The organism is Nitratidesulfovibrio oxamicus, assembly GCF_015731765.1.
GTDB lineage: Bacteria > Desulfobacterota > Desulfovibrionia > Desulfovibrionales > Desulfovibrionaceae > Cupidesulfovibrio > Cupidesulfovibrio oxamicus.
Map to the genome: position 1 here is coordinate 1 of NZ_VRYY01000539.1, position 12,771 is coordinate 12,771.

Consider the following 12,771-nt stretch of genomic DNA (forward strand, 5'->3'; position numbering starts at 1 on the left):
GGCCTCGGTGCTGGCGGCTGGGGCCGACGGTCTGGCCGTGGTCTCTGCCCTGTGCGCGGCGGATGACCCGGAGCGGGCGGCGGAAGAACTGCGCGGCGCGGTGCGCAGCGTGCGGGGCTGGTAGGCGATCGTCGGGCATGCGGGCCGCTTCGGGAGGTGCCCCGTTGCGTGTGATGATCGGGGGCGGTGCAGGCCGCGTGTGTCGGCGCTCCGGTAATTGACCGGAGGCTGGCGATTGTCCGGGCATTGGCTGTCCCGGCTTTCGCCGTGGTGATGGAATGGTGGGCGGGACGTGTCACCCGGCTGGGCGATGCGGCCTTGATGGCGGATAACGCAAGGAGGAGTCATGCGCATTGCCGTGGCGGCGGACGGGCCCCGGCCCGACAGCAACGTGGAGCCGGTGTTTGGCCGGGCGGAATGGTTCGTGGTGACGGATACGGAAACCGAGGGCGTCATTGCCGTGCGCAACGCGCACCGCGACGATCGCGAGGATGCCGGGCGCTCTGTGGCGCAGCTGCTTTCCGCCGCGCGGGCCACGGTGGTGCTGTGCGGCGAGTGTGGGCCCAAGGCGCGGCTGGCCCTGGCCGATGCGGGCATCGAGGTGCTGGCGGCCAGCAGCGGGCTGGTCAGCGATGCCGTGACCCGGTATCGGGAACTTGTCGGTAGCGTTCCGCGGCAGTAGGTACTGCCTTTGTAAGGATTTTTCCCCTCGGAGCGTCGGGGGCGTCCCGCCATTCGCGACGTCATCCGGAAGGCTCCCGGTAAGGCCGGCACCGGATCGTCTACGAGAAGACGAACTGCTCCGTCTCCACTCCGCCGGTATCCACGCCGAAGGCGCGCAGCTCATCCAGCACGTGCTGTTGCATGGGGCCGGGGCCGCACAGATAGAACGAGGACGTGGCCGACTGCACGTGGCGGGCCAGCATGTCGCGCGACAGGCGCCCCTTTTCGAAGAACACGGCGGGCAGTTCCGGATCGGCGTAATGATGCGGATTCGTTTCGCGCGTGAGCACATGCACCACGGTCAGGTCCAGCCGACGGCTCATGGCCTCCAGTTCCTCGGCGGCAAAGGCGTCGCCATAGGTCTTGTTGGACCAGAACAGCACCACCCGGTTGGTCGCCCCTGCCTGGTCGAAGCTGCGCAGCACGCTGAGGAACGGCGTGATGCCCACCCCGCCCGCGATGAGCACGATCTGCTCCTGCCGTTCGATGTCCCGGCAGAACACCCCGTAGGGTCCGGCGCAGCGCACCTCGTCGCCGTCACGCAGGCCCGGCACCAGTTCCGACGTGAAGCGCCCCTTGCCCCGGATGGTCAGCCGCACCGTCTCGCCCGGCGCGGCGGCGATGGTGAAGGGGTGGGCATCGCTCCAGCCGTCCTCCTCCATCACCCGCAGGGTGGCGAACTGCCCCGGGCGGAAGCTGCGGAAGCGTTCGTCGTCGCCCGTGTCGATGTACACGGAGGTGGTGTTGTCGTCCTCGCGCACGGTGCGCAGGATGCGCGCATTGCGGCCCTTGGGGGTGCTGGAATCATCGCTCATGAGTCGCTCCCGTGACGGTGCATGCGGTGCTGTGGTCGCACTGGCGGCGGACACTCTGCCCGCAGTGTCGCCCATGGCGGCGGGCATGACAAGCGGGACACGCCGGAACGGGCGTAAATATCACCGCATGGTCGCGTCGCGCGCGGGATCAGCGTCCGCGTACCCCCAACGTCTTGATGCGCGATTGCAGGGTGGTGGGCGGCAGGCCCAGAAGTTCCGCCGCGCCGCCGGGGCCGTGCACGCGTCCCCCCGTCACGGCGAGGGCGCGTTCGATGTTGGTGCGCTGCAATTCGCGCCAGTGCGCTTCGGAAATGATGCCCGTGGAGTCCGGTGCGCCCGTTTGCCCCGTTTGTCCCGGTCTTCCGGAATCCCCGGCTTTTCCGGCGTTCCGACTTTCGTCCGTTTCCCAGTGCGCGTCGTGGGCGCCGCCCCCCTCCACGGGGCCCGCGCCACCCGGCATGCCGAACACGGCACCGGGGGGCACGGCCTGCATCCCGCCTTCCGGCGGCAGATCCAGCACCAGCCGCCCCCCTTCGGCCATGATCACCCCGCGCTCGATGACGTTCTGCAATTCGCGCACGTTGCCTGGCCAGGGGTAGGATTGCAGTTCGGCCATCTGGCGATGGGCGATGCGCGGCTCCGGCAGGTTCAGGCGGCGGCACGAGGCACGCACGAAGTGCCGGGCCAGCAGGGGGATGTCATCGCGCCGGGTGCGCAGGGGCGGCAGGGCCACGGGGAACACGCTGAGCCGGAAGAACAGGTCCTGCCGAAAGCGCCCATGCTCCACGTCGGCCCGCAGGTCGCGGTTGGTGGCGGCGATGATGCGCACATCCACGCTGCGGCTGCGTTCCTCGCCCACCCGTTCGAACACCCCCTCTTGCAGCACGCGCAACAGCTTGCCCTGCAATTCCAGCGGTATTTCGCCGACTTCGTCCAAAAAAAGGGTACCGCCGTCGGCCAGTTGGAAGCGGCCCACCCGGTCGCGCAGGGCCCCGGTGAAGGCGCCCTTCACATGACCAAAGAATTCGCTTTCGAACAGTTCGCGCGGGATGGCCGAACAGTTCACCCGCACCAGCGGGGCGGCGGCGCGCTGGCTGCGGTCGTGGATGGCCTGGGCCACCAGTTCCTTGCCGGTGCCCGATTCGCCCAGCAGCAGTACGGTGGCGTCGGTGGGGGCCACCATGTCCACCTGGTCCAGGGCGCGGCGCAGGGGCGGGCTGTCGCCCACGATGGAGTGCGGGGCGCGGGCGCGGCGCACCTCGCCGCGCAGGTGTTCGTTTTCCAGTTCCAGCGCCCGGCGCAGGTGCTGGATTTCCTCGAAGGAGCGGGCGTTGACCACGGCGGCGGACAGGGAATCCGCGAAAATCTTGTGCATCTTGCGGTGCAGCAGCATCAGGTCCGCCAGCAGCCCGCGCATGGGCCGGTCGTAGAACACGGCCATCACCCCGATCATGTTGCCCTTGAACTGCAACGGATAGGCCGCGTAGGCGTGGATGGACTCGTCCACGGCCCAGGCAGGGCGTGCCCAGTCCTCGGGCGATGCCGCCCACGTGGGTTCGCCGCGCGCGGCCACCTGCCCCACCAGCGGTTCGGACAGCGGCACCATGGCGTAGGTGCCCTCTGCGTGGCGCCAGTCGCGTACCGGAGTGGCGGTGTGCCCTGCCACGGTCATCAGGCGCAGGACATGGTCGCCCTCGCCGGAGCCGGAGGCGGCGCCGGACGCCGGGGGCGGCGCATCCACGAACCAGATGCACCCGCACATGACGTGGGTGCCCCGGTTGACGCGGTGGGTCAGTTCCAGCAGCCCTTCCACGGTGCGTTCCTGGGCCACGTTGAGCATCATGTCCAGGAACGGGCTGATGTCGAACTGCTGGAGCACCGAATGGGCCAGGGTGGGTTCCATGGCGTCGGGCGCGGGCTGGCGGGACGGGTTGTCCGCAGATGGGGCGGACATGGGTGACGTGGGGGACATGGCAACCTCAGGGATTGGGCGGATTGCGGGAATTGCCGGGCAGCGCCGGACCTGTGCGCGGCGTGGAGTACCGCGTGCGGGCGTGCCTACGATATATCGTTACGAAATTTCGTCAACAACGAAAATTCGTCGGATTGCCGCTTGTCGTCGCTTGCGGCAAACCCTTGTCAGCCGCGGATCGGGCCATCGTCACGTGTCTGGCACGGGTTGTGCTTGATGGCGTCATGAAAGACGGTGCTGCCGTTCTTTTCGGTGCCGAGTCCGCGCATTCCCTCGTGCCCGGACTTATGATTCAGTCGCTTCATTCCGACAAAGCCCCGGTGTTCCCCTCACCGGGGTTTTGGCATTTTCAGGGGGAACGCACGAACTGCAAGTGGCTGCGCCCCCCCGTACGGGTACGTGTGCCAATTGGTGCACCGGTTGGCGCACCACCCCACCAGCCGGACGTACGCCGGGGCGGACGGTGTCCTGCCGGTGTCCCGCGGAGTCTCCCGGTGTCCCACTGCGTCCGGAATTGCCTCATCCACCGAGTCGTCGGTCGCTGGTATTTGCGTCCGGTGGCAATTGGCGTATGAGAAAGGCGCTAGTGTATGATCCCGTGTCCGATATTCTTGTGGGGGGTGCTGTGTCGCAGGCAATGGGATTGGATGCGCAGGGCGCTTGCGCCCGCGATGTGCAGGAGATGGCCGAAGAGGCGGTGGCGCGGCGGTTCCGGCTTTCCGGCACGGCGCACCCTTTGTTGGTGCTGCTGCGGCGCAGGGCGGTGGAGGCGCTGACCCTGACCCTGCGCGCGGGTGTCTCGTGCGAATTGCCCGCCCCGCGCATGCCTCTGCCGCCAGAGGTGATCCACGAGGCCAACACCGGATGGGTTCCCGGCGACCTGGACGGGCTGGCCGAGCGCGCCCGCCTGCCCGCCCTGCCGCAGGTGTTTCTGGAATTGCAGCACGCCATGGAGCGAGAGGAACCCTCGTACGAGGAACTTGCGGCCATCATTTCCAAGGATCCGCGTCTGGCAGCCTCGCTGCTGCGGCTGGTCAACGGACCGCTGTTCGGCTTTCGGTCGCCGGTGGAAACGGTGAGCCGGGCGGTGGCGGCGGCGGGCACCCGCCGGGTGACTTCGCTGGCCCTGGGCACCTTCGTGCTGGGGCTGTTTCGCGAGCGGCCTCCCCACGTGGTCAACCTGCACGATTTCTGGCTGCATTCGGTGGCCACCGCGCTCATGGCGCAGGCCCTGGCCACCCGTATGGGCCGCGACGATCCGGAACGCTACTTCGTGGCCGGGCTGCTGCACGACATCGGCTGGCTGGCCATCTGCGCCGTGTGGCCCGCCGGGGCGGAACGGGTGCTGGACCGTTGCCGCGATCAGGGGGAAAGCCTGACCGAGGCGGAGCGGGCGGAACTGGGCATGACCCACGGCGAAATGGGCGCGGCGCTGCTGCGGCGCTGGAATCTGCCGCCCGTGCTGGTGGACGCGGTGCAGGCTCATCATGCCCCGTCCACGGTCCCGGCCAGTGACGAGGCCCTGCTGGTGCACCTGGCCGACGAGGCGGTGAAGGCCTTCGGCATTGGCGGCACCGGCGACGACTGCGTGCAGCCGCTGGATGCGGACGCCCTGGCCGCGCTGCCCATTTCGGCGCACGATCTGGACGCCGCCTGCGAGGTGCTGCTGGAAGGTGTGGACGAGATGTACGCCGTGCTGGGTGCCGGAGGCGCTCACCCGTAAGCCAGGGTTGATCCTTTTCCGTCGTTTCCCGTTCCGTCAACGCACAGGGGCACAGGGGGCACAGGACCGCCAAGCTGGAAGCGGCCCCGTGCTCTCTGTGCCCCTGTGCGTTTGACGGGGAAGCCGGGCGTGTACGCGGGTGCTCCGTCAGATATCGGTGAACACGGCGCGGATGGCCGTGGCGCGTTCGACGGTCAGCTCCATGTCCGGGCCACTGTGCCGGACGCCGTTTGCCTCCCAGTGCGAAAACCGTTTGCCATCCTGCGGCGTGGCATGCAGGCGCACGGTCTGGCCCATGAAATAGCGCCCCGTGTACTCGGTGTAGTCGGCCATGTCGTCGATGCGGACAGGGCAGGACGAACTGACGTGCACGGTGGACCATGCCGGTGCGCCAAGGTCGCGCACGGTTTCTTCCATGACCTGTACGGGACGGGCCGCAAGCATCGCCGCAGCCATGTCCTGGTCGAACATCTCGCGTCCCAGTTGTCGTTCCATCGCCACATACGGGGCGATCATGCGTTCGCGTTCGGAGGGACGCAGCGTGTGGTTCAGGGCATCGACCACGTATCGCAGGAACCAGGTCCTGAATTCGGGCGCTTCTTTCCACAGGCGCAGGAACAGGCGCATGCGCACCGCCTTGGCCTCGTCCATGGCGAATTTCCAGCCCGGTCGCCGTTCCAGCGGCGCGGTGGGGGACAGGTGCTGGAAAGCCTGATCCAGATCCCACGCGATATTCGTCCAGCGTGGGTCGGGCTGGGTCTTGTCCAGCAGGAGGGCGCCCTGGTCCCAATCGTTTTCGCCCATGTACACCGCGCCGAAGATGATGGCGCACATGCTGCGCAGGTCCATGCGGCGCTCGGCCTGCGGCATGGTCAGGGGGGCGGGCATCAGGCGGATCCACAGGTACAGTTCGCGCAGAGCAGCGAATTCCGCCCGGTCGTTGCCCTTGCGGATGGAGTAGAGCAGGAAGTTGTCGTGCCCCAGCCTGCGCTTCCAGTGGGCGTCGGCAATGTGTTCGCTGACCAGCGAAAGCCCCATGTCCTTGCCGTTTACCGAGAACACGGCAGGCACGAACCGGGGCGTTTCCGCGCCCAGCATGCCCATGATGTCCAGCCCCAGCATGTTGATGAAGCCGGGGCTGGTGGTCTTTTCCTTGCGCAGCACCAGCCGTTTCAGCGTGCCTTCGGTGCCCGGAAAGAACACGTCTGCCGGTTGGGCCGGGGCGCCGTACGCATTGCGGAAATACACGCGGTAACTGATGCCGAGATCGCGCGAGCCGCCGCCGTGCAGGCGCAGCCCCACGCCGGTGGCCAGGCGTTCCTGGCCGTCGCGGTAATAGACCACGGCAGCGGGGCGTTCCCATTCCCGCCCCCGCTCCTTGTGGTTGACGTTGATGCCGGTTTCCGGGTCGTTCAGGCTGGCCTCGTCGGTGCGCACGGCGAACACGGGCCAGCCGCTGGCCACCATGGCGGGGTCCGCGTCGCGACGGGCCTGCTCCAGCAGCGCGGCGGTGTGGGCCGTGTTTTCCGGGGCCACGGCGTGCACGTCGGGCAGCCCCATTTCGGCCAGCAACTGCCGTTTGCGGGGAGAACCCAGCGCGTCCTTCTTGGTGGCCATGTCCAGCGACACGAAACGGTACTGCCGGACGGCGGAGGTGCGCTCCAGCAGCAGCCCGGCACACAGCAGGGCGGCAACGAACAGTGCCGCCGCCCATAGCGGGATGCGGGGGGCGGGGGCCATGCGGGCAGGGCCGGATACGTACGGGCCAGCCACGCGCGGGCCGGATGGTGGCGTAGTGCCGCCCCCGTGCTGCGTGCTACTGGGCCGCGTGGTCGAAATAGACATTGATTTCCGCGCTGGGGGCGAGCCCGGTGGCCAGCGTGGTCAGGCGTTGCACCAGGGTCTCGTCGGAACGGGCGAAGGTGGCGATGAGGGTGCGCCGTTCGCCGTCGCCGGAAATGCTGGCCACGGTCAGTTCCGGCAGGCTGTCGCGCAGGGCGGGCAGCAGGGCCGCGTCGGCCTCGCGCTCGGTGGCCGGGTAGGCGATGACCGCCGTTCCGCTGCGCCGGGCCACGCGGCATCGCCGGAAGCGGTGCACCACCACCAGCCCGGCGGTGATCACGCCCAGGAACAGCGCCAGGATGACGATGTTCAGGGTGGCGCAGCAGATGGCCGTGGCGATGTTGACCATGATGAAGCCCACCTCTTCCGGTTCCTTGATGGGGGTACGGAAGCGGATGATGGACAGGGCGCCCAGCAGGCCCAGGGAAAGCGGCAGCGAGAACTGCACGCAGATGAAGATGGCGGTGATGGACGGCCCCAGCAGCAGGAAACTGCGGTGCACGAGGCTGCCCGTTCCCCGGCTTTCGTAGAACCGCGAATACAGCAGTGCGGTGTACTGCGAGGTGAGCAGGGAGATGAGCAGGGCGAGCAGGAAGGTGCCCGCGCCGATGTCCGCCGCCTGCTTGGAGCCGAAGCCGGTGACGGAAACCAGCGCCTGGTAGGTACTGCCGAGAACGTCGAAGAGTGATTCAACCATGGGGGTGAGAGCCTCGCGGTATAGGTATCCGTTGCCCGTTGGGGCAGGTCAGTTTGTTGCGCACACGGCGCGGATGTGCATGGCGGCATGCACGGGCAGGTCCAGCGTGCGCCCTTCAAGGCGGGCGCCGTCCACCTCCCAGTGCAGGAACCTGCCGCAGTCGTCTTGCGGCGGGTCCACGGTCACGCGTTGGCCTTCGAAATAGCGCCCGGTGTACTTGGTGTAGCCGGGTTCACCGTCGATGCGCACCGAGCCCGGCGCATCGACGCGTACCGTGAACCAGCGCGGCGCCTTCAGGTCGCGCACGGTTTCCTCCAGCACTTCCTCTGCCCGGTTGGCCAGCATGCGGCGGGCCAGGTCAATGTCGAACAGGGTGTCGTCAGCCAGACGGTCCATGCCTTCGTAATGGGCAAACAGCCGTTCGCGCGCCGCGTCGTTCAGGGTGTGGTTAAGCGCGTGGGTGACGTAACTCAGGAAATAGTCCTTGAATTCCGGAGATTCCTTCCACAACCGCAGGAACAGCCCCATGCGCACTGCCCTGTCCTCGTCGAAGGCGAACTTCCATCCGGGACGCTGTTCCAGCGGCTGGCCGGGGGTGATGTTCTGGAATGCCTGGTCGAGGTCGAACACGATGTGCGCCCAGCGCGGTTGGGGCTGCGACCTGTCGAGCAGGCAGGCCCCCTGGTTCCAGTCGTTCACCGAAAGGTACACCGAGCCGAAAATGATGGCGCACATGCTGCGCAGGTCCATGCGGCGTTCGGCCTGACGCATGGTGAGCGGCGCGGGGACGTGCCGCACCCACAGCGAAAGGGTGCGCATGGCGGCGAATTCCTTGCGCCCGTTGTTATTGCTACCCCGATTGTTGTTGAAGGAAAAGAGCAGGAAGTTGTCGTGCCCGAGCTTTTGCTTCCACGGGTTGACGGAGATGTGCTCCGAAAGCAGCGACAGCCCCATGTCCTTGCCGTTCAGGGTGTAGACCACCGGGGAGTAGCCGGGCGTCTGCGCGCCCAGAAGGCCCATGACGTCCAGCCCCAGCATGTTGACGAAGCCGGGAACGGTGGTCTTTTCCTTGCGCAGCACCAGTCGGCGGGTGGTGCCGTGGGCATCGGGAAAGAACAGGTCGGCCGGAAGTTCCGCTTCACCGTAGGACTTGCGGAAGTACAGGCGGTAGGAGATGCCCTGCGCGCGCGAGCCGCCGCCGTGCAGGCGCAGCCCCGCACCGGTGGCCAGGCGCTCCTGGCCGTCGCGGTAGTAGACCAGGGCTGCCGGGCGTTCCCATTCCCTGCCCCGTTGCCCGGGGTTGGCGACGATGCCCGATTCGGGGGCGTACAGGCTGGCATGGTCGGTGCGGATGGCGAGGACTGGCCAGCCATTGGCCACCAGGGAGTGGGGGGCATCACGGCGGGCCTGCTCCAGCAGGTCCGAGGTGTGGGTCGTGTTTTCCGGGACCACGGCGTGCACGTCGGGCAGCCCCATTTCGGCCAGCAGTTGCCGCTTGCGGGGAGAACCCAGCGCGTCCTTCTTGGTGGCCATGTCCAGCGACACGAAACGGTACTGCCGGACGGCGGAGGTGCGCTCCAGCAGCAGCCCGGCACACAGCAGGGCGGCAACAAACAGTGCCGCCGCCCATAGCGGGATGCGGGGGGCGGGGGCCATGCGGGCAGGGCCGGATACGTACGGGCCAGCCACGCGCGGGCCGGATGGCGGCGTAGTGCCGCCCCCGTGCTGCGTGCTACTGGGCCGCGTGGTCGAAATAGACATTGATTTCCGCGCTGGGGGCGAGCCCGGTGGCCAGCGTGGTCAGGCGTTGCACCAGGGTCTCGTCGGAACGGGCGAAGGTGGCGATGAGGGTGCGCCGTTCGCCGTCGCCGGAAATGCTGGCCACGGTCAGTTCCGGCAGGCTGTCGCGCAGGGCGGGCAGCAGGGCCGCGTCGGCCTCGCGCTCGGTGGCCGGGTAGGCGATGACCGCCGTGCCGCTGCGCCGGGCCACGCGGCCCCGCCGGAAGCGGTGCACCACCACCAGCCCGGCGGTGATCACGCCCAGGAACAGCGCCAGGATGACGATGTTCAGGGTGGCGCAGCAGATGGCCGTAGCGATGTTGACCATGATGAAGCCCACCTCTTCCGGTTCCTTGATGGGGGTACGGAAGCGGATGATGGACAGGGCACCCAGCAGGCCCAGGGAAAGCGGCAGCGAGAACTGCACGCAGATGAAGATGGCGGTGATGGACGGCCCCAGCAGCAGGAAACTGCGGTGCACGAGGCTGCCCGTTCCCCGGCTTTCGTAGAACCGCGAATACAGCAGTGCGGTGTACTGCGAGGTGAGCAGGGAGATGAGCAGGGCGAGCAGGAAGGTGCCCGCGCCGATGTCCGCCGCCTGCTTGGAGCCGAAGCCGGTGACGGAAACCAGCGCCTGGTAGGAGCTGCCGAGAACGTCGAAGAGTGATTCAACCATGGGGTATGCCTTGTCCGGGGGGGCCTTTATCGGGGGGGGCCGGTGTCCGATGGTGCTTGGGGGATGTGCCGACTGGTATTGGGTTGTGTGCGGTGACGCCGTGTGCCGGGGCGCGCGATCCGCTGCGCTGTGCCGGATGCAGGGCAGGCGTCACATCAGGCAGCACGTGGCGCGATCAGGTCTGGCCGCAGGGCGGCGCGGCTGGCGCAAAACAGGTATACCCTCCGGGTATCCCGGTGGAGCAGAATAACATGTCGTGGCATGCAAGATACTTGGAAAACGTCTCCCGCCGGAAGTGAAAGGTGCTCACGGCGTGCAGCGAGCGCGGCAATTCGCGCAGGGTGCCCTTTACCTCCAGCACGGCCACGGGCAGGGGCGTGGGGTTGTGCCGGGCTATGAAAGCGGGGTTGGTGCGGGGCACGTGAATGCCGGTGTCCACGGCAATGCGCGCTCCGGTTGCCGGATCGATGAAGCGATGGCGGGTGTAGCGCAGGATGAACATGGGAAAGACGGGGCGGGGAAAGGGGATGCCCGCTTCGGCCAGGTGTTCCGGCAGGCGGCACAGCAGGGGGGACGTCAGCGGGGTGTTCCACAGGGTGGCCCCGTCCAGGGGCAGCAGCACGCGAGCCTTGTCGCGTGCGGCGCCTTCCTTGCGTTTGGCCTCCAGGAATACCGCGCGCTCCATGGCCGTGCCCCGCACGGCGCCGTACCAGCGGCAGCGTATCTTGGTTTTCAGGTAGTCGCTGTTGCGCTTTTCTTCCAGCAGGTCGCGCGCGGGCGTGTCGTAGTAGAGCGAAAAGACGTCCGCCGCAGGAAACGCGGGATCCGGGCGGCACACCGCGCCGAGCAGGTCCACGACCGCACGGGCGAAGGCCGGGGCAAAGGTGTATTTTATCTCGTTGCTCACGATGGGAACCGCCACGGATGCGAGAGGATGATGGTGCCGGAGTGTGCTGCCGTGCCCACATGAAGGGGCGCGGCAGGCGGGCCGAAGGTTGGCGCGGCTCCGGATGGTGACGCACCCGTGTTACGGGATATCGTGCGGAAAGTCCATTTCGCCGCACGGTGGGGGCATGCGTGGCGCCCCTTGGGTGGTGGGGAGACGCAACGCATGGATCATGCGTCGGGGGGAGCGGCTACGGTTTCTCTTGCATCGTCACAGGCAGCGAGGTGGACAATTCGCTGATGTGTCGCACCAGCCGTTCGTTGTCGTCATGGCGGCGAACCTGCATTCTTATGTAGCCGCTGGGCATGCCGGGTATGTTGTCGCAGGAACGCACAAGCAGGCCGTGCCGCAACAGTTTGCGGCGCACCTTTTCCGTCGTGACGCCGATCCGCAGCAACTCGTCGGACAGGCGGCAGGTCACGAAGCTGGGACCCGCGTTGCTGAAATGGGGAGCGAATACGCCAGAGCTGCGCAGGCCGTCGAGCAGGGCGGCGCGGTCGGCACGCAGGGTGGCCAGGTGCGCCCGGTAGTCCGGCAGGGCATGCAGAAAGCGCCTGCCCATGGCCTCGGCAAAGGGGGACACCATCCACGGCGGGCGCCGGGACTGCAAGAGGTCCAGCAGGCTTTCGGGGCCGGTCAGGTAGCCCAGGCGTATCCCCGTGCAGTGGAAAAACTTGGTGAAGCTGTGCAGGCACAGCAGCGTGCCGGCTGCCAGGGAGGCCGGACAGGCCGGGGCAAGGGCCGCGTGGCGGTGGGCGTCGTGCTCCGGGGTGCCCCACAGGAAGTCGCGGTAGGTCAGGTCGGCCAGCACGGTGCGAAAGCCCGACCGGAACAGGGAGGCTGCCAGGGCGGGCAGGTCGGGCGCAGTGACCGGGCAGGGGTTGCCCGGCGAACAGAGCACGACCAATTCGCCCCCCGCATCGGGCGCGTCCCCCACATCGGGCGAGCCGGGGGCCCGGAAGCCCGGCGGGGGGGCGTCCAGCGCGCGCAGCGGATCGGCATGCAGCACCCGCCATGGGATGGCGTGGGCTTCACAGGCGCGGACGTATTCGGAAAAGGTGGGACCCAGCAAGGTGACCCGGCGGGGTTGCAGCACGCGCAGGACCAGCCAGATGAGTTCGGAAGAGCCGTTGCCCACCATGACGTTGCCTGGGGCAAGTCCCTCGTGGGCGGCCAGTTCTTCACGCAAGGCGGTGCTGGAACTGTCCGGATAGTGCTCGAAGGGGTGGGGCAGGGCCTCGGCCAGCGCGCGGGTCAGTTCCCGCACATGGGCGAAGCCGTTGCTGCTGCAATCCAGGATGTGCTTCGGCTCCACGCCCAGTTCGCGGGCCACGCGATAGATTTCGCCGCCGTGGGCGCCCTGAGGCGGTGCGGAATCCGGTGTGGATTCAGGCGCGGATTCACGGGGGGCAGCGGTCTGCGGGGCGGGCGCGACCGGGGGGGGCGATCCGGCTTCAGGCATCGGACAGCCCGCGGCGTTGCAGCAGGGTGCGGTACAGGGCCTCGAAGCGGCTGATGCGCGCATCGGCGGAAAAGCCCGGCGCGATGGCGCGGCTGGCCTCGGCCCAGGTGGCGCGCAGCCGGGCATCACCCAAGAC

At 67.9% G+C, this 12,771-nt stretch carries 10 protein-coding genes; 2 read left to right on the forward strand and 8 right to left on the reverse strand.

All coding sequences use genetic code 11. From position 1 onward, the window contains the following. The first annotated feature begins 346 nt into the window (after nucleotides 1–346). Nucleotides 347–682 (forward strand): NifB/NifX family molybdenum-iron cluster-binding protein, encoded by a 336-nt coding sequence (locus FVW20_RS15095; RefSeq protein ID WP_196610248.1) that lies wholly within the window; start codon nucleotides 347–349, stop codon nucleotides 680–682. 100 nt (nucleotides 683–782) lie between these two features. On the opposite strand, the gene FVW20_RS15100 is transcribed toward FVW20_RS15095, so the two are convergent. Both FVW20_RS15100 and FVW20_RS15105 read right to left on the reverse strand, forming a co-directional pair. Continuing rightward, nucleotides 783–1,538, reverse strand: coding sequence for a ferric reductase-like transmembrane domain-containing protein (locus FVW20_RS15100; RefSeq protein WP_196610249.1), 756 nt, complete (start codon nucleotides 1,536–1,538; stop codon nucleotides 783–785). Between the two features lie 148 nt (nucleotides 1,539–1,686). Then, nucleotides 1,687–3,510, reverse strand: a complete 1,824-nt coding sequence (locus FVW20_RS15105; RefSeq protein ID WP_231039145.1) for a sigma-54-dependent Fis family transcriptional regulator — start codon at nucleotides 3,508–3,510, stop codon at nucleotides 1,687–1,689. A 637-nt stretch (nucleotides 3,511–4,147) separates the two neighbouring features. On the opposite strand from FVW20_RS15105, the gene FVW20_RS15110 reads away from it, so the two are divergent. Beyond that, nucleotides 4,148–5,233 (forward strand): HDOD domain-containing protein, encoded by a 1,086-nt coding sequence (locus FVW20_RS15110; protein ID WP_196610257.1) that lies wholly within the window; start codon nucleotides 4,148–4,150, stop codon nucleotides 5,231–5,233. A gap of 147 nt (nucleotides 5,234–5,380) precedes the next feature. On the opposite strand, the gene FVW20_RS15115 is transcribed toward FVW20_RS15110, so the two are convergent. From FVW20_RS15115 to FVW20_RS15140, 6 genes are all read right to left on the reverse strand, one after another. Next, complete coding sequence (locus tag FVW20_RS15115; RefSeq protein ID WP_231039146.1) at nucleotides 5,381–6,973, reverse strand: CotH kinase family protein; 1,593 nt, start codon at nucleotides 6,971–6,973, stop codon at nucleotides 5,381–5,383. 76 nt (nucleotides 6,974–7,049) lie between these two features. After that, entirely contained in the window at nucleotides 7,050–7,772 is a 723-nt protein-coding gene (locus FVW20_RS15120; protein WP_196610251.1) for a DUF4956 domain-containing protein, read from the reverse strand. A gap of 48 nt (nucleotides 7,773–7,820) precedes the next feature. After that, nucleotides 7,821–9,428 (reverse strand): CotH kinase family protein, encoded by a 1,608-nt coding sequence (locus FVW20_RS15125; RefSeq protein ID WP_231039147.1) that lies wholly within the window; start codon nucleotides 9,426–9,428, stop codon nucleotides 7,821–7,823. A 76-nt stretch (nucleotides 9,429–9,504) separates the two neighbouring features. Beyond that, nucleotides 9,505–10,227 (reverse strand): DUF4956 domain-containing protein, encoded by a 723-nt coding sequence (locus tag FVW20_RS15130; RefSeq protein ID WP_196610253.1) that lies wholly within the window; start codon nucleotides 10,225–10,227, stop codon nucleotides 9,505–9,507. 175 nt (nucleotides 10,228–10,402) lie between these two features. Next, on the reverse strand, nucleotides 10,403–11,134 hold the full coding sequence (locus tag FVW20_RS15135; protein WP_196610254.1) for a VTC domain-containing protein: 732 nt from the start codon (nucleotides 11,132–11,134) through the stop codon (nucleotides 10,403–10,405). A gap of 229 nt (nucleotides 11,135–11,363) precedes the next feature. Beyond that, nucleotides 11,364–12,635, reverse strand: a complete 1,272-nt coding sequence (locus FVW20_RS15140) for an aminotransferase class I/II-fold pyridoxal phosphate-dependent enzyme (protein WP_196610255.1) — start codon at nucleotides 12,633–12,635, stop codon at nucleotides 11,364–11,366. Nucleotides 12,636–12,771 lie beyond the last annotated feature (136 nt).

Coding starts and splice junctions, on each gene's coding strand:
- FVW20_RS15100 (WP_196610249.1), bottom strand. CDS start 1,538: ATGAGCGATGATTCCAGCACCCCCAAGGGCCGCAATGCGCGCATCCTG.
- FVW20_RS15095 (WP_196610248.1), top strand. CDS start 347: ATGCGCATTGCCGTGGCGGCGGACGGGCCCCGGCCCGACAGCAACGTG.
- FVW20_RS15125 (WP_231039147.1), bottom strand. CDS start 9,428: ATGGCCCCCGCCCCCCGCATCCCGCTATGGGCGGCGGCACTGTTTGTT.
- FVW20_RS15115 (WP_231039146.1), bottom strand. CDS start 6,973: ATGGCCCCCGCCCCCCGCATCCCGCTATGGGCGGCGGCACTGTTCGTT.
- FVW20_RS15105 (WP_231039145.1), bottom strand. CDS start 3,510: ATGTCCCCCACGTCACCCATGTCCGCCCCATCTGCGGACAACCCGTCC.
- FVW20_RS15120 (WP_196610251.1), bottom strand. CDS start 7,772: ATGGTTGAATCACTCTTCGACGTTCTCGGCAGTACCTACCAGGCGCTG.
- FVW20_RS15140 (WP_196610255.1), bottom strand. CDS start 12,635: ATGCCTGAAGCCGGATCGCCCCCCCCGGTCGCGCCCGCCCCGCAGACC.
- FVW20_RS15130 (WP_196610253.1), bottom strand. CDS start 10,227: ATGGTTGAATCACTCTTCGACGTTCTCGGCAGCTCCTACCAGGCGCTG.
- FVW20_RS15110 (WP_196610257.1), top strand. CDS start 4,148: ATGGGATTGGATGCGCAGGGCGCTTGCGCCCGCGATGTGCAGGAGATG.